At 55.9% G+C, this 22,738-nt stretch carries 11 protein-coding genes; 4 read left to right on the top strand and 7 right to left on the bottom strand.

The window, feature by feature from the left end; genetic code table 11:
• Positions 1 to 37: 37 nt before the first annotated feature.
• Together QGM61_RS14120 and QGM61_RS14115 are read right to left on the bottom strand one after the other, a co-directional pair.
• Positions 38 to 2,995 carry an EAL domain-containing protein gene (locus QGM61_RS14120; protein ID WP_281133351.1) on the bottom strand — a complete coding sequence of 986 codons (2,958 nt, stop codon included), beginning with the start codon at positions 2,993 to 2,995 and terminating at the stop codon, positions 38 to 40.
• A 139-nt stretch (positions 2,996 to 3,134) separates the two neighbouring features.
• A complete protein-coding gene (locus QGM61_RS14115) occupies positions 3,135 to 4,328 on the bottom strand; it encodes an aspartate aminotransferase family protein (RefSeq protein ID WP_281133350.1) in 1,194 nt (397 codons plus the stop codon).
• Between the two features lie 152 nt (positions 4,329 to 4,480).
• Here QGM61_RS14115 and msrA point away from each other — a divergent pair, with 152 nt between their 5' ends.
• Both msrA and QGM61_RS14105 read left to right on the top strand, forming a co-directional pair.
• Positions 4,481 to 5,107 carry a peptide-methionine (S)-S-oxide reductase MsrA gene (gene msrA / locus QGM61_RS14110; RefSeq protein WP_281133349.1) on the top strand — a complete coding sequence of 209 codons (627 nt, stop codon included), beginning with the start codon at positions 4,481 to 4,483 and terminating at the stop codon, positions 5,105 to 5,107.
• A 175-nt stretch (positions 5,108 to 5,282) separates the two neighbouring features.
• A complete protein-coding gene (locus tag QGM61_RS14105) occupies positions 5,283 to 6,413 on the top strand; it encodes a hypothetical protein (RefSeq protein WP_281133348.1) in 1,131 nt (376 codons plus the stop codon).
• A 118-nt stretch (positions 6,414 to 6,531) separates the two neighbouring features.
• On the opposite strand, the gene QGM61_RS14100 is transcribed toward QGM61_RS14105, so the two are convergent.
• From QGM61_RS14100 to QGM61_RS14080, 5 genes are all read right to left on the bottom strand, one after another.
• A complete protein-coding gene (locus tag QGM61_RS14100) occupies positions 6,532 to 9,174 on the bottom strand; it encodes a hypothetical protein (RefSeq protein ID WP_281133347.1) in 2,643 nt (880 codons plus the stop codon).
• Between the two features lie 188 nt (positions 9,175 to 9,362).
• Positions 9,363 to 12,062, bottom strand: a complete 2,700-nt coding sequence (locus tag QGM61_RS14095) for a hypothetical protein (RefSeq protein WP_281133346.1) — start codon at positions 12,060 to 12,062, stop codon at positions 9,363 to 9,365.
• Between the two features lie 211 nt (positions 12,063 to 12,273).
• Positions 12,274 to 13,302: an MraY family glycosyltransferase gene (locus QGM61_RS14090; RefSeq protein WP_281133345.1), complete on the bottom strand. Its 1,029-nt coding sequence runs from the start codon at positions 13,300 to 13,302 to the stop codon at positions 12,274 to 12,276.
• 129 nt (positions 13,303 to 13,431) lie between these two features.
• Positions 13,432 to 16,038 (bottom strand): hypothetical protein, encoded by a 2,607-nt coding sequence (locus QGM61_RS14085; RefSeq protein WP_281133344.1) that lies wholly within the window; start codon positions 16,036 to 16,038, stop codon positions 13,432 to 13,434.
• A gap of 372 nt (positions 16,039 to 16,410) precedes the next feature.
• On the bottom strand, positions 16,411 to 17,541 hold the full coding sequence (locus QGM61_RS14080) for a hypothetical protein (protein WP_281133343.1): 1,131 nt from the start codon (positions 17,539 to 17,541) through the stop codon (positions 16,411 to 16,413).
• 147 nt (positions 17,542 to 17,688) lie between these two features.
• On the opposite strand from QGM61_RS14080, the gene smc reads away from it, so the two are divergent.
• Positions 17,689 to 21,189: a chromosome segregation protein SMC gene (smc, locus tag QGM61_RS14075; protein ID WP_281133342.1), complete on the top strand. Its 3,501-nt coding sequence runs from the start codon at positions 17,689 to 17,691 to the stop codon at positions 21,187 to 21,189.
• A 30-nt stretch (positions 21,190 to 21,219) separates the two neighbouring features.
• The coding region (locus QGM61_RS14070) for a hypothetical protein (protein ID WP_411268768.1) at positions 21,220 to 22,738 on the top strand (1,519 nt) is incomplete at its 3' end.

Here is a 22,738-nt window from a genome sequence, read left to right as displayed (position 1 = left end):
GCTAACGGCACTGGCCTGCAAAACTTGAACAATATCCCTACAAAAATTGTGTTTGTTTGAGGTACCAGCTTACAAAGTCATCAGCCGGCATCGGGCGATGGTAGAAGAAGCCCTGAATCTGGTCGCACTGGTACCGGCTTAACAGTGCCAACTGATCCGGCGTTTCCACACCTTCGGCAACTACCGCCATACCCAGCGTCTTGCCCATCGAGATGATGGCCTTGCTGATCGCCTGGTCTTCCCGGCTGTTGGCCAGGTCGCGGACAAAGGCGCGATCAATCTTCAGCGTGTCAATCGGGTAGTGCCGCAATTGGCCCAGCGATGAATAGCCTGTGCCAAAATCATCCAGCGCAAAGCGCACGCCAGTCGCCTTGATCGCCTTGATCACGGCGATGGTATGCTCCGGATTCTGTATCATCAGGCTTTCGGTGATCTCAAGTTCCAGGCGCTGTGGGTCAATCTCTGCGGCGCGTAAAGCGTTGGTGATGAACTTGCCCAGTTCAGGATAGTTGAACTGGCGCGCCGACAGGTTAACGGCCAGATTCAGTGGCGGCAGATTCAGCACGTCCCACTCGTGAAGCTGTTTTATGGCCTGCGTAATGGCCCACTCACCGATGGGGATGATCAGTCCGTTATCTTCGGCAATCGGGATAAACTGATTGGGTGATACATCACCCAGCTCAGGGTGATGCCAGCGCAGCAGCGCTTCTACACCGACCGCCTGGCCAGTGTTCATGTCCAGTTTGGCCTGGTAGTTCAGACTCAGCTGATCGTGTTGCAGCGCCTGGCGCAGTTGCAGTGACAGCCCGGCGCGGCGCTGGGTATGTTGATGCAGCTCAGCAGAGTAGCAGTGCACATTGTTGCGGCCATCTTCTTTGGCGGCATACATGGCCGTGTCTGCGTGATTCATCAGTTCTTCTTCATTAAACGCGTCGATTCCAAACAGGCTGACACCAATGCTGCAGCCGACCATGAATTCGCGATCATCCACTTTCACAGGTTGCGAGAACGTTTCCAGAATATGTTTGGCGGTGGTCAGCGCCAGTCCACGTGCGCTGACCTTGTGTAGCAGGACCACAAATTCGTCTCCGCCCAGCCTGGCGACTATGTCGCTGCTGCGCAGCGGCAGGCGCAGACGCTTGGCAACTTCTACCAGCAGCCGGTCGCCGGCATGATGACCATAAGTGTCATTGACGGTTTTGAAGCGATCCAGGTCGATGAACAGCACGGCAAAGGCATTGTCTTTATAGCGACTGGCGGTGCGCGTTGCGTTGCGCAGCAGTTCGGTGAACATCACCCGATTGGGCAGGCCAGTCAGGGTGTCGTGAGTGGCCAGATGACGAATGCGGTTGTCGGCGCGCTTCTTGTCGGAGATATCACGTGATATCCCGCGATACCCGCAAAACCTGTGCTGATCGTCAAAGATGGGTTCACCAGCCAGCGACAGGTAATAAACCACGCCCTCTGAGTTGGTGAACGAGTATTCAAAGTCACGGAAGGCTTTCTCCTGTCGCAGCAGGCGACGAAATTTGCGCCAGTTCATGGTGTCGGCATGCACGCCGGGCATGTTCCACAGATGACGTCCAATCAGGGTGCGCACCGCTTTCTGGTTGCTCTCACCGATGATGCGTCCTTCGTACTGAATGAAGTGCAGGCCGGCATCCATCTCCCAGTAGAAGTCAGAGGTCAGACTGGTCAGACTCCGGAAACGCTGCTCATTACGTCGAATGGCTTCTGCTGCCCGCTGCTGTTCTTCGTCAGCGGCAAAACTGTCCAGTGCAAAGGAAATATTGTCGGCCATGCTTTGCAGGATGGACTGGTTCTGCGCGTCAAATGTGTCAACCGGCCCGGCGTAGAACAGCATGACTGCGATGCACTGTTTACGCTCGAACAGTGGGTAGGCGGCGGCACTGCCGATGTCGAACTGGCGAGCCAGGTCATGCCATGGACTGGTGCGCGGATCATTTTTGAAATCGTTGCTGCTTTGCGCCTTGCCGCTACGAAAAGCCTCACTGGTCAGGCCGCGCCCTTCTGGTATGTCGGGGGTCGTGGTAACCAGTACCTTTTCGGGTTGGCGGGTATAGTTGCCGGCATTGGCAATGGCCTTGAAGCGACCGCTTTTGAGGGGAACCAGTATTGATGCAGTCGTGAACAGGCCTGATGACACGGCCGCTGCACAGACATCCTCAAACAGGTCCTGACGGCTCTCGGCGCGCAGAATGGCTTCGTTGGTCAGACTCAGTGCCGAGAAAATGCGCTGCAGCCGCAGCGCGCGGTTTTCTGCCTGCTTGCGGGCAGTGATGTCACGGCCCACACCAATGATCACCCAGCGCCCCTGAATCTCCGTGGCGCGGCTGTAAATCTCGATAATGGTTTCGCTGCCGTCAGAGCGCCGCAGCCGGCGCTCGATACGGCTGCTGACACCCTGTTTGATCAGCCGGTCATAACGCTCTGTCAATTCGGCTTCAGAGAAACCCATTATTTTGCCCGGAGTTTGTGAGATAAGCTCGTTGCGGCTGAGTTCCAGGCTCAGACAGGCGGTGTCATTGGCGTCGATAAAGGTGAGTGTTTCGCGATCGACCAGAAAAATCATGTCCAGCGACATGTCCATGGCGGCACGAAAGCGCTCCAGGTCGGCATCGTGGCTGCGAACACTGGTAATGTCGACAGCCATGCATTCGTAATGGCTGAACTTGCCACGCTGATCCATCACCGGCGTAGCGGCGATCTGCAGATAGCGGTGACCCTCTGCTGTATTGACGCGGCATTGCCAGCGCCTGAAAGTATTGCCGCCATGCAGCTGATTGAGCCAGGCGTCCCGGTCTTCAAGGGCGATCAACTGGTCAAAGCTGTGCTTTCGCAACTGTCTGGCAACTGCGTCTGTACTGGCAGAAAAACTGGCCACCTGATGGCAACGGCCGTCGGCGTCCTGACACCAGTACAGGTCGGTGCAAAGAGAAAGCAGGGTATGCTGCGGTTGCAGGGCTGGGGTCATCAGGTCTTATTTTTATATTGTTGATTTATACCTGTACTGTCGACCACATAACATGTAACAGACAGATGGGCCTTGTCACAGTTTGTGACAAGGCCGCTAATCTAGCAGGGAAAGATCGATATGCCAAGCGTTCGTTCGATTATTGGACAGGCAGGCTGGCGCAGGCTTTCTCCAGTAAATTCAAGGCCTCATCGATTTCTCGCGGGCTGACTACCAAAGGTGGCAACAGGCGTATGGAGTTGCCGCCAGCTTTCACCGCCAGCAGGTGATTTTTCTGCATGGCCTTGATCAGATCGGCGTTGCTGGCCACGCATCGCAGGCCCACCATCAGGCCCAGGCCGGTGTGTTCGGCCAGCACTTTGGGATAACGTTTAATCAGCTCATCCAGCCCGGCGCGCAGTTGCGTGGATCGCTCGGTGACCGTCGCCAGAAAACCCGGGTCGGTCAGCACATCCATCACGGCATTGCCGACAGAAGTTGCCAGCGGATTACCTCCAAAGGTGCTGCCATGGGTGCCGGCCGTCATGACCTCAGCTACCCGCTCGGTCGACAGGCAGGCGCCAATTGGGAATCCGCCGCCCAGGCCCTTGGCGGAAGCCAGCACGTCGGGTGTCACGCCCAGCGCCTCGTGAGCAAACAGATAGCCAGTGCGGCCCATGCCGGACTGCACTTCGTCAAACATCAACAGAATGCCATGTTCGTCACACAGTGCCCGGACTGCTTTCAGGTACTCGGCGGTGACAGGACGAATGCCGCCTTCACCCTGCACCGGCTCCAGAATCACGCCGGCTGTGTGTTCTGTCACGGCCTGACGCAGAGCCTCCAGGTCACCAAAGGGCACCTGGTCAAAACCACCATCGCCGACCAGGAATCCCTCAGTGTGCAGCGGGTTGCGGCAGGCGGCCACCGGTGCCAGTGTGCGGCCATGAAAAGACTGCGCCAGCGTAATGATGCGCACGCGTTCCTTGCGGCCATGATGGTAGTGAAAGCGGCGCATCATCTTGAAACCACACTCAACCGCTTCGGTGCCAGAGTTGGCGAAAAACACGCGATCGGCAAAACTTTTTTCAACCAGGCGCTTCGCCAGCCGCTCAGTGGGAATATTGCTGAACAGATTGGACGTATGCCACAGGGTTTCGGCCTGGGTTTGCAGCGTGGATACCAGGTGAGGGTGACAATGCCCCAGACAGTTCACAGCAATACCAGCGGTGAAATCCAGATAGGCATCGCCGGCTTCGGTATAAAGATAGCACCCCTGACCCCGGCTGAACTGCAGGTCGGGGTGTCCGTAGTTGGCCATCAAGGCAGATTGATTCTGCATAGCTGAGGTCATTCGCTGTTTGTCCTGTAATCGATTCCTGTTTTCAGACCCATTCACTGGATCTTGTGTTCGGTTCAACTCATGGCTGGGCACCTGAGTATGGTATTCTAGGCAGCCTGCCTTCAGATGTATAGCAGGGGTGCACACCCCGGGAGTATGTAATCATGTGGTTCAATGACAAAACCAGAATGGTAACGGCCGATGCGGCGCTGCCGGGTCGCGATAAGCCACTGGATATTTCGGGGCGTCACACCGTCACTGGCAATTCCATGGTGCCACCGCTGCCGGAATCATTGGAAGAGGCCGTGTTCGGCCTAGGCTGCTTCTGGGGAGCTGAGCGGGTTTTCTGGCGCCAGCCGGGTGTTTTCAGCACCGCTGTTGGTTATGCCGGGGGCTTCACACCTAACCCTACCTACGAAGAAGTGTGCAGCGGACAGACCGGGCATGCTGAGGTGGTCCGGGTGTTTTTTGATCCGGCCAAAGTCAGTTATGAAGAATTGCTTACTTTGTTCTGGCGCTCTCACAATCCAACCGAAGGTATGCGCCAGGGCAATGACCGTGGCACGCAGTATCGCTCCGCCATCTATACCGTCAACGACAAACAGCTTGAAGCTGCCAAAGCCAGTCTGGACGTGGCTCAGCAACGACTCAGTGCTGCCGGTCATGACGCCATCACTACAGAAATCAGGCCGCTGGCCGATTTCTACTATGCCGAAGAATATCATCAGCAATATCTGGACAAGAACCCCGCTGGCTACTGCGGTATCCGTGGGCTTGAGTGTCTGATCTGAACGTTTTTGGTATTTGTCACAATAATGTCTGCTAAATGTAGATAACACGTCACGCACCTGTCGTGTGACGCATAATTAACGTTTTCGTGACACTCAGCCATTCGGTCAAGAATCCTGCCATCAACAGCATAGTTGAGGCAGGGTTGTTTACTAAGTTTAAGAGGGGAGATCCTAATTGAAGTATACCTGTTGGGCACTGAGTGCCGCGGTGGCTGCTGCCATCAGTTCATCTGCGCTGGCACAATCCACCGAATTTTCCGGCGACCTGCGCTTTGGTTACTATTCTTTCGACCGGGAAGAGCGCAACGGCACGAACCCGGATGACGGTCAGTGGCGTCTGCGCGCCCGCGCCGGTCTGCTGTGGACCATCAACGACACCTACAGCGTCAAAGGCCGTTACGCCGCGCGTGTCCACCATGAAGATAACGACAGCGAATTCCGCCTGTATCGCGGCCTGAATGGCGGCAGCAGTATTCAGCCCGGCCAGAGCACACTGGACGAGCTCTACGTACGCGCCCGTTACGGCAACTGGGATCACCGCATCGGCCGTTTCCAGAGCAACAACCGTCTGGTTGGCGTGGCGGCAAAGTCATTCAGCCGTACCAACTCCACCAGCTGGGATGTGGGCTGGACCGACGGTATCCAGAGCACCTGGCGTGGCCCGAATGGTTGGAACCTGACCGGCATCATTGAGCGCAACGACAAAGAAGAGGGACCGACCAACCTGCGTCGCGCACCGCTGGGCTTTGACAAGTCAGAAAGCCGCGCCACTTACTACCTGGCGCTGGACAGCCGCGAGACTGATGGCCTCTGGGCACAGCGCTCAGTGGACATCACCTACATTCCATCATCGCTGTACTACAATGGCTACGCGGCAGGCATGACCGAAGACTACATCGGTATCACCGGTCGACTGGCCACCCAGGTTGCCATTCGCAATGAGATGACGTTGGTAAGCGGTGTTGAGCTTGCCTACGCGCCTGACACCCCACGTAATGCCGTGATGAACCTGCCGGGTGCTGGCGATGCAGATGGTTTTGCCTGGCAGGTCTCCATCAACCTGATGGACATCGTCCCGGGGCATAGCGTGGGTTTTGTGCATGGTGAAAACGATGCTGGCTGGCTGCTGTCCACCGACTTTGGCAACAACGCTTCACTGACCGAAGTGCGTTATGCCTGGCGCCCCATGTCGGGCCACCTGCTTGAGGCGCGTGTCCGTCAGCGTGAAGACCTTATTCAGCAGCGCACGGCTCTACGCAAACGTTCCGAGCAGGACTTCTACGTGCGTTACAGCATCAGCATCTAATGCCTGGGAAATTCTGCTGAAAAAAAAGCCCCCGTCAGCTGAAACTGTCGGGGGCTTTTTGTTTCTGAGGCGGACCGGGGGGTGGGCTGGCCGGAAGAGTCTCCAGCCAGCACTGCCATCAGTTCACGCCATAGAACAACTGGGTTCCAGTGGCTGAGATCACTTTGTAGTCCATTTTACCGTCGCCATTCACATCCATGGCCTGGTAGGCCAGGCCAAAGCTGTCCTTGTTGGCATCAAAGTAAGTCACTTCGGCAGCCGTGCGCGGGCTGACAAAAAAGCTCGGCTTCAAAACACCGACGCCGCTGATCGTGATGAAGCCGGAGCTGCGGTCTGCATTCACGGTCAGGCCGGCGGCCGTCACACTGTCAATGAACGAGGTGTTGTCCGGATAGGGCACCACGCGCTGAGTGGTGCCATTGGCGCATTTCACACCAAACGCATACTCGGCTTTGTTAACTTCAGTCGTCGGTTCAGTAAAGCTGACTGCGCCACAGTTAGTGATCGTCTTGCCGCTCAGGTTGTCGTAAGCGAAGGTACCGGAGAAGGTATTGCCGGCGCCCAGATTCAGGCCAAATGAGCCATTGTCTCGTCCCGAGAACTGATAGCCGGCAGTTTCCGCAGCGGCGCCAAAGGAGAGTACATCGACTGCCATTGGCGCCAGCTCAACCGCAACACCATCCGTCACAATCACGGTATTGCCGTTACGGCGCACCCGGATGCCATTCGGGACAGTCGCGGGTACGGACTTCACCGCCACGATCGCGCCGGCATAGGTTTCGCCGGGCAGAATCACTTTCACCGCGCCGGTCACGTTATCGACTTCAATGTCAGCCTGGCTAGTGTGAGTGGTGCCGGCAATACCGCCAAAGCGACCGGTTTCGTCGGTAATGGCCAGGCTGAAACCTTGAGTGCCACTGCCACGGAACAGATTGCGCAGTTTGTCGAGAATGTTTACACCGTTCACAACCACCGAAGTCGGCACCACAAAGTTATCCCGTGTGGCATCGGCAAGTCGTGCACGCTGCACAGCGTTCAGGTTGGCGGTCGACTGGGCATTATTAACTTTTTGCTGTCGTTCAGCCTGCGTTTCAACCACGGCAGGTGGTATCGGCAGTGCCAGGTTTAATACCTGCTCGGCCAGACCCTGGTTTTGCTGAAGCAAGGTGGTGATTTCGGCATCAGAAACGTTAGCACCAGCCACAGCACGAATGGCTGCCGTCGCGATCTGCGTGCTGGCATTGGAAACCGCAGTCACCAGTGCCGTATCGGCAGCTACGTTAAGGCGCCGGTTGGCATTGATGGCCTGGGCCGCGGCGGCTGCAGCGGCGCGGATATCTGATGTAGAACTGGACTGCGTACTCAGCGTCGATGCTGTCGACAGCAGGTTTGTCGTTGCCGTTTTTACCTGAGTCACCTGAGTTGAAGAAAGCGCCGGCGTGCTGCCACTCTGCGTCTGACTGGCCAGTGTTGCCAGGACGTTGGCTGTGGCATTTAGAACGAACCGGGAAGAGGCAAGCTGTTCCTGTTTAGCATCAGCATTGGACGTCGCAGTGGCCACAGTTGCACCCGTGCTGCCCGCTTTAGAGGCTAACAGAACAGTGTTCAGTAAGTTGCTTGTATTGACGGCGCCACCTTGTGCCAGTGTGGTACCGATGCTGAGAATATTATTCGTAGCATCGTTTGTCGCAAGTATGGCCTGATTAACGACATCCTGTGATGCTTCGCCACCCGTGCTGATGACCTGGTCAATTGCATTGGACAGATTGTCTACCACCTCATTTTGTTGATTCAGGGTCTGCTCATCGACAACGACTGTGCCGCCACCTGTATTACCGCCTCCGGTATTGCCACCACCACTGCCGCCGGTGTCCACTGCACAGGTCTCTGTAAAGGTTGACAACGTAGCCGTAGAGGCGCTCTGTCCGACACCAAATTTGCCCTGTACCGCGTAAGCCAGTGAAAACTGTTCGTTGATGCGGTAGTTGCTGTTATTCACCGTGCCCAACAGACGGAATACGCCGCTGTCTCCACCGAGCTGGGAGGATGATGCAGCTTCACAGCTGGTCTGTACGCGCGGGAACGCATTGAAGGTGTTGTTAACCACGCGCCCAAAACGGTTGGAAGGTGATCCGGAGGTCTGTTCCATGACCACACGGAAAGTGTATTGTCCGCCCGCATCGAAGGCGTTCAGTATGGTCTGAAACGCCGCGTTAGCACTCGTCAGTCGATTCACCAGATTGGATCCACTGAAGGTCACGCTGCCACCACTGATGGTGACCGGGCCGTTGGCAGCACTGTTATTGCTGACCACGGCGGTGGCATTCACCGCGCCATCGCGGGCAATCACAATCAGATCCTGGTTGCCGGGGATCGTGCCGGTGACGGTGCTGCCATTGATATTCAGTGTCAGATTGCCGATGAAGGCTTCAAAGCGACGGTTGCTGTTGGTATCGCTGGAGATTGCCACGCCCACTTTAAAATTATAAGTGCCGTTGGTCGGTGTGGTCGCCGAGTTGACCAGATCAAAGCTGAAGTTTGGTATACCAAAACTGTTGCTGGCCGGGACGTTGTTGACCGACTCCAGAATGCCGTTAGACCCGACAGTGACTGTCTGTGAGAACGTGCCGTTGCTGATGGTCAGCTGGCCATTATTGATGCTGAAATCATTCGCCAGTGCCTGTGAGCTCACGCCGGCAATCAGCGAGGCTGCAACATACTGCGCAAGACGTTTTTTCACAAAGCCTTTGTTGTTCTTCATTGTAGACCCTTGTCATGAGAAAAACTGGAGTAGTCAACGCGTCGATTAAAATATCAGACGCCCCAGGTTTCCACAATCGGCCCGAATGAGAAGTTTTTTATACAAGGCGATCAGTAAGGGAGGCCGGAATTCGTGTCAGGCGACAAACAGTCATCGCCGCCTGACAGAATCGCGGTACAGCTTTCTGATTAGTTAGCGCCGTACAACACCTGGGTTCCGGCGGCTGAGATCACCTTGTAGTCCATTTTACCGTCAGCATTCACATCCATGGCCTGGAAAGCAATACCATTGGCGTCCTGGTTGGCCGTGCGATAGGCCGCTTCGGCTGCTGTCGCCATGTTGACAAAGAAGCTCGGCTTAAACGTACCCACGCCTGTGACCGCGATAAAACCGGTGTTACGGTCAGTTGTCACTTCCAGGTTGGCGGCGGTAAGGCTGCCATAGAAGTTCTCCGCATAAACATAGGGAAGAATACGCTGACTGGCACCGTTGGCACAGTTCATCACAAAGGCGTACTCCGGGCGATTCACTTCTACGGTTGGCTCGGCGAATGTTACCTGGCCACACGTGGTGCGGTTAATGCCAAAGTGGTTCTCAAACCCAAACGTGCCGGAGAAGCGTTGACCGCCCGCCAGCTCCAGCGAGAACGTGCCATCATCGCCCCGAGTCGTCAATGGGAAGTTCAGCGCTTCAATGCCCGCTACAAAGCTGACCGTATTAATGGCAGCTGGCGCCAACTCAAAGGCAGCTCCTGTGCTACGGATGACCAGTGCACGGCCGTCATCAGTAAACGTCACAGAGTCGTTGGCACCGGCCGGGATCGATTTCACACTCAGCGTTGTGGCCAGATAGGTCTCGGTTGCAAACTTAATCGTTGCTGAGTTATCTGCCTCAACAAAGTCCACGCCCGGCGTCTGCGTGCTGCTGCTCAGCGCACTGATACCGCCACTCCTGCTTAGATTGCCAGGGTTAAAACTACCCGTACCGAAAATCTGCGCGAAGCCAATAAAGTCATTGGATGCCGTCACGAATTGACCACTTGGCAGTGTACGCTGGGTGCGCGTAAAGTCTGAGGAGTTACTTTTCAGGGAAGCGATCGATCGAACGGTGTCATCGGTTATCTGAAAACCAGAACCTCCAAAATTCTGGATGTTCTGGCGAGACTCTGAGTCCGTAGGGAAACTGGTTTGTGGCAGGCCCGCCAGGGTCAGCGTGCTTTTGTATACCTGACTATTTCCAGAGTTAAACTGCTGAACAATATTCTGATCCGTGACTATGGCGCCAAACTTAAGTTCAAAATCCTTTTTAAGGATATCTCGTGAGGCGTTTGACAGCGTCGTCACCGTATCATTATCCACAGGCGTCTGCAGACGAATAAGATCCTTGCTGAAGTTGTTCAGGGATCGGTTGATATCCGATAGATCGTCAGGATTGGTCAGTTTGGTTGTTATCTGGGCAGAGCCGCTAACGACATTCTTAAAGGTATTAGCAACCAGAGTTTTCTGAACGGAGCTTAACACCGACTGAGTAGCGTCCTGGACCGCTTTCAGGGTAAGTTGCCTCATAACGTCCGTGGTGCCCGTGATCAGAGTCTTGGTCTGCGCTACCAGCTGGGTAGTGTCCGCATTGGTATTGGCCGCCGCTTTGCCCGAAGTGCTGACGGCATTGGACGCTGTTGACAGTGCATTCAGGGCGTTGTCGGTGTTCACCGTGGTGCCGGGATTGTTAAATGCGTTCAGTACCGTTGTGACCTGGTTGTTCGCATTACTTGTGGTCTGAGTAACGGTTGTCACGGTGGACTGAGAAACGTTACCAGTTGAAATCTCATTGTCGACAGTAGTCGTCACCTGAGTGACCGTGTTGCCCAGGTTGGTAATATCTTCGGGATTAACCGGGTTAACAGGCTGGTTGGTGCCACCGCCCGTACCTCCACCGCCCGTACCTCCACCGCCCGTGCTGCCGCCACCCGAGCTACCGCCGCCACCACTGCCGCCAGTGTCAACCACACAGGTTTCGGTAAAGGTTGACAGCGCACCAGTAGAAGCGTTCTGTCCCACGCCGAACTTGCCCTGCACCGCGTAAGCCAGTGAGAACTGGTTTTCAATTTCATAGGACTGGTTGTTGACAGTGCCCAGCAATCTGAACACACCGTCGTCGCCACCCAGCTGTGATGAAGGCGCTGCCGAACAGGTCGTCTGTACACGCGGGAAAGCTGTGAACTGACTGTTCACCACTCGTCCGAAGCGGGTAGAAGGCGATCCGGAGGTCTGCTCAATGATAACGCGGAAGGTATACTGACCACCGGCATCAAAGGCGTTCAGAATGGTCTGGAAGGCGGCATTGGCGCTGGTCAGGCGATTCACCAGGTTGGTACCACTAAAGGTCACACTGCCACCACTGATGGTGACCGGACCATTGGCTGAACTGTTGTTGCTGACCACAGCCGTAGCATTCACTGCTCCGTCGCGAGCGATGACGATCAGGTCCTGACCGCCGGGAATCGTACCAGTCACAGTGCTGCCGTTTACGTTAAGTGTCAGGTTGCCCAGATAAGCCTCAAAGCGGCGGTTGGCATTCGTGTCGCTGGAGATCGCAACGCCTACTTTAAAGGTATAGGTTCCGTTACTGGCCGATGATGCCGAATTCACCAGATCAAAGCTGAAGTTTGGAATACCAAAGCTGTTGCTGGCAGGTACGTTGTTAATTGACTCCAGAATGCCGTTGGATCCCACGTTGACGGTCTGTGAGAACGTGCCGTTGCTGATAGTCAGCTGCCCGTTGTTAATAGTGAAATCGTTTGCCAGTGCCGGAGTGCTCACGCCGGCGATCAGGGAGGCAGCAACATACTGCGCAAGACGCTTTTTCACGAAGCCTTGGTTGTTCTTCATTGTGGATCCTTTTACATCGGGCGGGATTGAGAAAAAAATTAGGGCGCTAAAGTAACAAATGCACCACAATATCTCAATCGACCTGTGTGCAAAATTCTTTAATTACAAGATGATAAGGAGGGAGGACAGGACGCCTGTCAGGCAATATCAGACTACCTGGCCGGCACGAGCAGTAGCTACCGCATTGGGGTCAGATAGATCACAAATTCTGTCAGGAAATGGTGTCAACGTGCCGTTGTTGTTCGTCGGTGTTCAGCTTGAGTACACGTTTGGACAGCTGCAGATAAATCGCAAACACGGCCAGGAACAGCGCAAACATCAAGGACTCGGGCGCGCCAGTGAAGTGGCCGATCAGGCCGATGCCACCCATGCCCAGCGCTGTGCCATGAATGATCAGCACGGTTTTGCGGGGGCTAAGGCCAGCGTTAAGCAGACGGTGGTGCAAATGATCGCGACCGGGTGAGAAGGGCGAGCGGCCCTGGAGTGGGCGGCGGATCAACAGGCTCACTGTATCAATCAGGGGTATGGCCAGGAACCACAGTGCGTAAACGGGCGCAATAAACGCATTGCTGCCCTGACTCGCGGCAATCACCAGCCAGGCGACAATAAAACCAAGCAGTGTGCTGCCGGCATCACCCAGATAAACCAGGGCGCTGCGTTTCCAGATCAGCCGGAAGTTAAAGGTCAGAAAAGCCAGCACGGAAACAATCAGAATCTGGCTGAAGCTGAGCATGGCGCTTTGACCGGCACCCATAGCCGCTATTGATAATAGAATCAGGGCAATAACGACCAGTCCGCCGGACAGACCGTCCAGGCCATCACTCATGTTCACCGCATTGATGACGCCAACAGTCGCAAACAATGTAACCGGCACGGCCAGCAGGCCCAATTCCAGAGGCCCCAAAAACAGTATGTCGCCGAAAGACGTTATCTGCACACCTGCGCTGACTGCCATGACCCAGGCGGCGACCGCATGCACGGCCATGCGCACTGATGCACGTATGTCATACAGGTCGTCAATAACGCCCACTACTAGCACAAAGCCCGAGACTGCAAGAAGAATCTGATAGTTTTGCATCACTACCGGGGAGAGGAGACAAATGGCGACAGTGCCCAGGTAAATACCCAGGCCACCAATCATCGGTGTTGGCTGCTGATGGCTTTTGCGACCACCCGGCATATCCAGCAGGCCAATTCGACCTGCCAGAGGGCGGAGCACCACCAGGCAGAAGGCCGTCACGAGAAATACGCTTGTTAGAGCTGCCAAAGTCATTTTTTGTTGCTATCCCTGATCTGGTGTTGCAATTGGAACCCGCCAGTCAGCTACGGCCTGGGGCCGACTGACGGGTTCGCATTCCAGCGTCGACGTTTAATTAACGCCGTAGAACAGTTGCGTTCCTGTCGCTGAGATCACTTTGTAATCCATTTTGCCATCGGCGTTGACGTCCATCGCCTGATAGGCGAGGCCGAAACTGTCCTTGTTGGCATCGTAGTAGGTCACTTCTGCAGCGGTGCGAGGGCTTACGAAGAAGCTGGGCTTCAGTACGCCGACACCACTGATGGTGATAAAGCCAGAGCTGCGATCAGCATTTGCCGTCAGCCCCGCTGCAGCCACACTTTCGAAGAACGAAGTGTTGCTCGGGTAGGGCACAACGCGCTGGGTAGCGCCATTGGAACACTTAATGCCGAACGAGTAATCGGCTGTGTTGACTTCCTGGGTTGGTTCCACAAAGCTGACGCCACCACAGGTAGAGATGTTGGCGCTTGTCAGATTGTCGTAGGCAAATGTGCCTGAGAAGGTGTTGCCTGAGCCCAGATTCAAGCCGATTGAGCCATTGTCTCGTGTTGAGAATTCGTATCCAGCTGATTCAACGGCTGCACCGAAGGCAACCACGTCAAGTGCCATGGGTGCCAGCTCAACGGCAACGCCATCGGTGACGATGACAGTTCTGCCATCACGACGAACTCGGATGCCGTTAGGCACGGTGCTCGGTACCGACTTAACGGCAACAATGGCGCCAGCGTAGGTTTCGCCTGGCAGCACTACCTTTACAGCACCGGTGACGTCGTCGACGATTATGTCAGCCTGTGTTGTGTGCGAAGTGCCTGCAATACCACCGAAGCGACCTGTCTCATCGATAATTGCGAGACTGAAGCCCTGAGTGCCAGATCCACGGAACAGGTTGCGCAGTTTCTCGAGAACGTTAACGCCGTTCACGACTACCGCAGTCGGTACAACAAAATTGTCGCGGGTCGCATCTGCGAGTCGGGCGCGAGCTGCAGCACTCATATTGGCACCTGCCGCTGTGTTGCCGATCTGATTGTTTCTTTCCGCCCGGGTTGTAACCTGGCTCGGCGGGATCGGCAGTGCCAGATTCAGAACCTGCTCGGCCAGCCCCTGGTTCTGCTGCAGCAGCGTTGTAATTTCGGCGTCACTGACATTGGCGCCGGCTACCGCGCGAATGGCGGCGGTTGCAATCTGAGCGCTGGCATTGGATACCGAGGTCACCAGTGCCGCATCAGCTGCCACGTTCAGGCGTCGGTTGGCATTGATCACTTCCGCTGCCGCACGCGCTGCTGACGCAATGTCAGTGGTGCTGGTTGATTGCGTACTAAGCGTTGAAGCAGTGCTCAGCAGGTTGGTCGTCGCCGTTCTAACCTGCGTAACCTGCGTGGCTGTCAGCGCCGGAGCGTTGCCTGACTGCGACTGAGCCGCGAGCGAGGTCAAAGCGGCAGCGCTATTTGTAAGCAACGATGAAGACTTTTGCGCGAGTGATTGATTGCCTGTGCCTGAGCCTGAGGCAGTGGAGCTCGTGCTGCTAGCCTTGGCTGCCACCTCGAGTGTTGCCAGCAGGTTTCCAGTATTTACCTCTGTGCCCTGTTCGAACCGCGCTATGACGTTTCCAATGTTCTGGACGGCGTTATCTGTTGCCTGGTCGATTTGCTGAATGACTGCTTCAGGAACGTTGCCGGGGTTGTTGGCGATCTGTTCAGCCAGGCTATCCAGCTGCTCGGCCTGCTCTTGCAGCTGTTCCACAGGAACAACGACTTCACCGCCGCCGTTATTACCGCCACCGCCACCGCCACCGGTGGTCTGCTCAGTACAGTCTTCAGTGAACGCCGTCAGGGCGCCAGACGAGGCCGCCTGTTGCACACCAAACTTGCCTTGCACCGCGTAGGCGCTCGACAGCAGCGTCCTGATGGCGTAGGGCGCGTTATTCACGGTTCCATTCAGTGTAAAGACGTTGCTCAGCTGGGAATTGGTGGCCAGCGAGCACTCAGTCTGCACGCGAGGGAATGGCGAGAATGTGCCATTCACAATGCGACCGAACCGGGTTGCCTGGGCACCGGTGGTCTGCTCAATTGCCACAGTGTAGGTGTAAGAGCCACCGGCGTTAAACGCATTAAGAATGGTCTGGAATGCGGCGTTGGCATTAACCAGGCGGTTGACCAGATTTGAACCGCTGAAGGTCACGCTGCCGCCGCTGATGGTCACAGCGCCATTGGACGCGGAATTGTTGCTGATCACCGCGGTGGCATTCACAGCGCCATCGCGGGCCAGTACCACCAGGTCCTGATTGGCAATGGTGCCGGTCACTGTGCTGCCGTTGACCGTCAGAGTCAGGTTGCCCAGGTAAGCCTCAAAGCGGCGAGTTGAAACACTGTCTGACTGGATGGCCACGGCCACTTCAAACGTGTAAGTGCCGTTTGTCGGTGTGGTCGCCGAGTTCACCAGATCAAAACTGAAATTGGGGATGCCAAAATTGTTGCTGACAGGTACATTATCGACGGATCCCACGATACCGTTGGCACCCACTGTGACGGTCTGCGAGAAACTGTTGTCGTTACTGATGGTCAGTTGACCATTGTTAATCGTGAAGTCGTTGGCCAGTGCCTGTGTGCTCATGCCGGCGATGAGCGAGGCTGCTACATATTGCGCGAGACGCTTTTTCACGAAGCGTTGATTGTTGTTCATTGCGTGTCCCTCAAAATGCGATTGCAATCGAAATATTTCGTGAATTTAAAAGTGTTTCAATGCCTTACGTCACAAGCCTGCCATGTTGGATTAGATAGCGGCGAAAGCACAGATTTAGACATATCAGATTCTGCCATAGATATGTGTCAAAATGTTAGCGCATTCTGAAAAAATTCTAATTACTTTTCGTGACTTAAGCTCGCGACCTGAGTGCCAATTTACAGGCAGTCTGCCATTTTTTGATCGCAGGTTCGATTAGCCGGATGGCTAATCGAACCTGCGCACCACTTAAATGCACGTGCGCACGCCCAGGGTGCAAACTTGTCCCGACGTGCCGCTTCCAGCCTGCCTAAACCTGCACCAGCTGTCCCGTTACTGTAGCGCTGCAAATTTTACGCCAAGCGTCAATTCCAGGTGGCCGTAGGTAATGTCTGAAAAACTGCCGCTTAGCGGATTGTTAAAATGCGGCATGATGCCGGTGTACTGGTTGCGAAACAGCTTGCCAGCAATGCCGGTGTAGATATGTGGACTGATCCAGAAGTTCAGCGAGCCATACAGTGTGTGGTTGTTGTCCGCACTGGCATTCAAGTTTGTGCCACGCAGGAAGCTGGGCACCAGCGGACTGCTGCTGCTGTTGATCACCGCATCCCGATTGCGGATGTTGATGTATTCATAGCCGATCTGCAGCGGCAGACGTGGCGTGATCTGCCAGTTCAGGCTGACACCCGCAGTCAGCAGCTCCTCGGACACATCAAAAGTCTGCAGAAATGCGTTCCGCAGAGAGGGTTGCTCGAGTTCGGTGCTGGTGCCGGAGCTGGAATCCTGCTCGCCATAACCGGCCCAGTAGCTCAGCGCAACGCGCTCGCCCAGGCCGTGAGTGAAGATCAGTTGTGCCTGCCAGCCGTCATCTTTCATGCGATCCAGGCTGAAGCGCTGTGGCGGATCCAGGCGAATATTGACCGTTGGGGAGAAACTCAGGCTTTCCAGAAAACCACCAAAGTCATCACTTTCATTCTCGGTGTATTTCACCTGCAGTGCGGCGCTGGTCCAGGGTCGCTGCGGTACCGGGTTTGCTGTCTGATAAAACACAAACTTGCCGCCCCAGGAGGTGCTGGTGGTCTGCAGCTTTTCATCCAGATCTGCGATGTCCACGCGAGAGTTGGGCGCAACCTTCAGGGTCAGATCCTGCTGCTGGCGGCTGTAAAACAGTTCAATGCCGCGCCAGATACCTACGCGCAGGTCGCCGCGCGAGCCTTCCAGGTCGCCGCTGTTGTCAGTCAGACGGTTGTTGTTGGCCAGGACCTCCTCACGCAGATCCAGGAAATCAATGGTGTCATCCACACGCAACAGGCTGCCGCTGAGTTCAAATTCGCCGGCGCCCAGCGTGTAGGCGCTGGTGTGTCCGTTGCCAATCCAGCCGGAGGGCTGTTGTGCCTGCGCCAGGCTTGAGAGAGAAAGCGTAGAAAGGGAGATTGCGGTAGCCAGCAGTGTGGTGCGTTCCATAAGTCCGGGTCTCGTTCTGAAGGTCCTTGCAAGCCACAAAGCTTAGCAGTTATCGCTAAAAAAATAATCCCTCCGGCGCGGCTTTTTAAGCTACACTCTCCCGTTGATAACAAATACACAACAGGACGTTAGAGTAAGCTTCACAACATGCGCTTAAAAAGTATCAAGCTCGCCGGTTTCAAGTCTTTTGTGGATCCCACCACGGTCAACTTTCCCAGTAATCTCTGTGCCGTCGTTGGCCCCAATGGCTGCGGCAAATCCAACATCATCGACGCCGTGCGCTGGGTGATGGGCGAGAGTTCGGCCAAAAACCTGCGTGGCGAGAATATGACTGACGTCATCTTTAATGGCTCGGGCGGTCGCAAACCGGTGGGCCAGGCCAGCATCGAACTGGTATTTGATAACAGCGACAATCGCATCAAGGGCGAGTACGCCAAGTTCAGCGAAATTTCCATCAAGCGCAAAGTGACCCGCGACGGTCAGAACGTCTATATGCTAAACGGCACCAAGTGTCGTCGTCGTGACATCACCGATATTTTCCTCGGTACCGGCCTGGGTCCGCGCAGCTACTCCATCATCGAACAGGGCATGGTCTCGCGTCTGATCGAGTCCAAGCCGGAAGAGCTGCGTATCTTCATAGAAGAGGCAGCAGGTATCTCCAAATACAAGGAGCGCCGCCGCGATACCGAAAACCGCATCAAGCGTACCCGCGAGAACCTGGAGCGTCTGACCGACATCCGCGAAGAGCTGGATCGTCAGCTGCAGCACCTGCATCGTCAGGCACAGGCGGCAGAAAAATACAAAGAATACAAGGCTCAAGAGCGCGATCTTAATGCACAATATAATGCGATTCGCTGGCGTACCCTGAACGACGAGGTGGAGTCCAAGCAGAGCGTCATCAAGGATCTGGAACTGCAGATAGAGGCTGTCATCGCCGAGCAACGTGCGCTGGACGCCCAGCATGAACAACTGTTGCTGAACCAGACCGACCTGAATGACAAGCTCAGTGAAGTGCAGGGCCGGTACTATTCTATCGGCGGCGACATCGCCCGTATCGAACAGTCCATCGAGCATCACATCGAACGCATGAAACAGCTGCGTGCTGATCTTGATGACAACCGTCGCAATTTCTCCGAATCGCAGGCAGAAATGGATGTCGACGTGCAGAAATTGGACACGCTGCAGGACGAACTGGACGGCCTGGCGCCCGAACTGGAAATGGCCGAAAGCACTGCCGAGGAATCTGCCATTCAGTTGGAAGAAGCTGAAGAACGCATGCAGAACTGGCAGCACGAATGGGACACCTTCAGTCAGCGCTCGGAAGAACCCCGCCAGACTGCCGAAGTTGAGCAGTCACGCATCCAGCAGCTGGAGAAGATTGTTGAGCGCGGCATCGAGCGGCGCGCGCGTTTAAAAGAAGAACGCGAGACCCTGGGTGAAAACCCCGAGCAGGACGCCATTGATGAGCTGTCCATGCAGGTGGCCCAGATGGAAGACACGCTGGACGCCGAGCAGACACGCAATTCCGAGCTGGCTGGCAGCATCGAGCAGGAACGTGGCCGCGGCCAGCAGCTGTCGCAGTCGCTGGATCAGACCCGCTCTGAATTGCAGAAGTACAAAGGGCAGTTCGCCTCGCTGGAGGCACTGCAACAGGCCGCACTGGGCCAGAAGAATGACAAACTGAACAAGTGGCTGGATCAGCGCGGGCTGTCGCAGCGGCCGCGCCTGGGCGAGCTGGTCCGCGTCGCCGAGGGCTGGGAAAAAGCGGTTGAAGCGGTGCTGGGCGACACATTGCAGGCTGTCTGTGTAGAGGATCTGGGTGGGGCGATCGGCTCGGACGTGGCGGATGTGCCCAGCGTGACGCTGGTCGGCGAGGGAGCTGGGTCCCAATCGTTGTCAGATGCCGCCAGTCTTGCCAGCAAGATTAGCGGCAAGATCGACGTCGGCCCCATGCTGGCAGGCATTCTTGCTGCCGATACGCTGGAACAGGCCATGGCGCAGCGCGCCGGTCTGCGCGATGAGCAGTCCATAGTTACGCGTGACGGTGTCTGGCTGGGGCTTAACTGGATCCGCGTGCGTAAAACGGTGGATGCCAGTGAAGGTCTGCTGGCCCGTAAAGGCGAGATGGCCAGACTCACTGAGCAGATGGACGAACTGCAGGCGCGAGTTGACGACCTGGTCGAACAGCAACAGCAGAGCCGCGATACGCTGCGGGATCTGGAAGCCCAGCGTGAGGACGTGCAGCGTCAGATCGCCCAGCTGAGCCGGGAGTACAGTGACCTCAAGTCACGTCTCAGCGCCAAGATCATGAAAGAAGAGCAGACCAACCAGCGCCGTCAGCGTGTTCAGCACGAGCTGGAAGAACTGCAGAAGCAACTGGAGTTTGAACAGGACAATATCACCCAGTCCCGCGAGCGTCTGCAGGCCGCACTGGATACTATGGAGCAGGATGTGGAACGCCGCGAGCAGCTGCTGCAGCAGCGCGATGATCTGCGCCAGACCCTGGATCAGGTACGCCAGAAAGCCCGTCACGACAAGGATCATCACCACCAGATCAGTATGCGCGCACAGTTGCTGAACTCGCAGATCAGCTCGCTGAAAGACACCATGGCGCGCATGAACACCCAGGTGCAGCGATCGCGCGAACGCATAGAATCAATCGAAAGGCAGCTGTCCGAGTCCGACTCACCGCTGGAAGGCAAGCGCGCCGAGCTGGAAGAGCTGTTGCAAAAACGTCTGGAAGTGGAAGAGCAGATGAACACTGCCAAGGCCGCGGCCGACGACAACGAACACCAGCTGCGCGCCATGGAACAGCAGCGCGCCGGCTTTGAACGTCAGGCGGCGGGTCTGCGCGAAAAGCTGATGGAGAATCGTCTGAAGACCGAGGGCGATCTGGTTAAACGTGAGGCGTTGCAGGAGCAACTGCGTGAAGCGCGTTATGACCTGGATACAGTACTGGCCAATCTGCCAGAAGATCTGACGGCCAGCGGCTGCGAGCAGGAGCTGGAAGCGCTGGGTCAGCGTATCAGCCGGCTCGGCGCCATCAACCTGGCTGCGATCGAGGAATACCAGCAGCAATCCGAACGTAAAGTCTACCTGGATGCGCAGAACGAAGACCTGGAAAAGGCGCTGCTCACGCTGGAAAACGCCATTCGCAAGATTGACCGCGAAACGCGTACCCGTTTCAAGGAGACCTTCGACAAGATCAATGCCGGGCTGCAGGAGCTCTTCCCCAAAGTCTTTGGCGGCGGCCATGCCTATCTGGACATGACCGGTGACGATCTGCTCGATACCGGTGTCGCCATCATGGCGCGCCCTCCAGGCAAGCGGAACAGCACCATTCATCTGCTGTCTGGTGGTGAAAAGGCCATGACCGCGATCGCCCTGGTGTTCTCGATCTTCCGTCTGAACCCGTCGCCATTCTGTATGCTGGATGAGGTTGATGCGCCACTGGACGACGCCAACGTTGGACGTTACAGCCGGCTGGTCAAAGAGATGTCCGACACGGTACAGTTCGTGTTTATCACGCACAACAAACTGACCATGGAAACCGCCAATCAGTTGCTGGGTGTCACCATGCACGAACCCGGTGTCAGCCGGATCGTGGCAGTAGATATAGAAGAAGCAGCCGAACTGGCGGCAATGTAAGGCCCGTGCAATTAAAGGAACCGCAGAACAATGATGTTACGGGAATTTCTCATTCTGATTTTGATTCTGGCGATCATCGTCGTGCTGCTGCGTGGCATTTACGTGGCCATGCGTCGTCGCAAAAACAAAATCAAATTCCAGCTGGAAAAGAACATTCCCGAGTATGACCTCGAAGAGCTCGAGCTGCGCGAGCTGCCCAGTGGTGGTGCCCGGGTTGTTGAGCGCTCCTTCGCCGAGGTGATGCGACAGCACGGTCTTCCTAACGATCGTATTCCGGCCGCACGCGGCCCCGGCAGCCTGTCATCGCCGACCAAAACCTTCCCCAAAAAGACAACGGATACCTTTGCGCGGGCCAAAGGTCAGCTAAAAACAGACCAGTTTAAAAATACCGCAGCAGCGGCAGCGGGTGTGGCTGCCAGTACCGTGGCCAGCCAGGCATCGGCGGCGCCTCTATCTGAGGAAGAGGAAGGCTGGCAACCGACAGAGCCGTATTCTCTGGAGCCGCAAGTTGAAGAATCTGTTGAGCTGCAGTCGCAGGATCATCAAACCGCCGACGCCGCGGAACAAGTGGCCGACTCAAACGTTGAACCTGTAGATGAGCCAATAGAAGAGGACTCAGACCCGGTTGCTGGTGACCCAGATTCTAATGTAGATCAGGAGTGGGGTGCCGCGGTCGGCCGGGCCTCAAATCATAGTTATGACGACGACAATGACGACTGGCTGGATGATGTATCTCCAGTGAGGGAAGTGAAAGTGGCGGCTGACAGACGCTCCGACGAAACGGCATCACGAACCGAGCCGAGCTTTGACGCCAGTGCGTCTGAGGATTGGGATACAGAGATTGCCCAGACTGATGTGGAGTTGACTGACGATGAATTGGCTGAAGATGAGCCGCTGGATGCGGAGTCAGAACGTCAAGATGAGTCAGAGTCTGTTGGCGAATCGCAGGCGGTTTATCAGTCTGAACACGCGATAGAGGCAGAGCCAGAGCAAGAGATTGAGCCTGAAGCTGAATTTGAACCAGAGCCTGAGCCTGAGCCGCAGCCAGAGATTGAATCTGAGCCTGAATTTGAACCTGAGCCTGTCCAGGTACATCAGACCACTCCAGAGAGTGAGCCAGAATTTGATCCAGGTTCAGAGAGGCACGCCGAGGAAGAAGCCTCGGAAGACGGTGAAGAAGCTGAGTCCGACACAGAATTTGAATTTGCCTCCACATCATCATTCGGCGCCCAGCGCGGTGCTGACGATGAAGTGAACATGGACGAGCCCGACTGGTCTGAGTCCAATCTGTATGAATCAGCCGCAGATGACCTGGACGATATGGATGTCGCGGATAATGCAGGCGACTGGGCCGACGCAGACGATGAGCCGCCGGTAGAACAGACGCGTCGCCGCGCTGAGCCAGAAGAACTGGATGATGTGCTCGATGAACTGCTTGAGCAGAGCGGTGTCTCAGTTCATGCTGCTGTCGAGCCAGAGCCAGAGCCAGAGCCAGAGCCAGAGCCAGAGCCAGAGCCAGAGCCAGAGCCAGAGCCAGAGCCAGAGCCAG

It is taken from the genome of Pseudohongiella sp. SYSU M77423 (assembly GCF_029911965.1).
Taxonomy (GTDB): Bacteria; Pseudomonadota; Gammaproteobacteria; order Pseudomonadales; family Pseudohongiellaceae; genus Pseudohongiella.
The sequence above is the reverse complement of the archived record's forward strand: the minus strand, read 5'-3'. Positions and strand labels throughout refer to the sequence as shown.

What these genes read in the sequence shown, in the direction of transcription:
- QGM61_RS14115 (WP_281133350.1), bottom strand. Translation starts at nt 4,328, where the DNA reads ATGACCTCAGCTATGCAGAATCAATCTGCCTTGATGGCCAACTACGGA.
- smc (WP_281133342.1), top strand. Translation starts at nt 17,689, where the DNA reads ATGCGCTTAAAAAGTATCAAGCTCGCCGGTTTCAAGTCTTTTGTGGAT.
- QGM61_RS14095 (WP_281133346.1), bottom strand. Translation starts at nt 12,062, where the DNA reads ATGAAGAACAACCAAGGCTTCGTGAAAAAGCGTCTTGCGCAGTATGTT.
- QGM61_RS14085 (WP_281133344.1), bottom strand. Translation starts at nt 16,038, where the DNA reads ATGAACAACAATCAACGCTTCGTGAAAAAGCGTCTCGCGCAATATGTA.
- msrA (WP_281133349.1), top strand. Translation starts at nt 4,481, where the DNA reads ATGTGGTTCAATGACAAAACCAGAATGGTAACGGCCGATGCGGCGCTG.
- QGM61_RS14080 (WP_281133343.1), bottom strand. Translation starts at nt 17,541, where the DNA reads ATGGAACGCACCACACTGCTGGCTACCGCAATCTCCCTTTCTACGCTT.
- QGM61_RS14120 (WP_281133351.1), bottom strand. Translation starts at nt 2,995, where the DNA reads ATGACCCCAGCCCTGCAACCGCAGCATACCCTGCTTTCTCTTTGCACC.
- QGM61_RS14100 (WP_281133347.1), bottom strand. Translation starts at nt 9,174, where the DNA reads ATGAAGAACAACAAAGGCTTTGTGAAAAAACGTCTTGCGCAGTATGTT.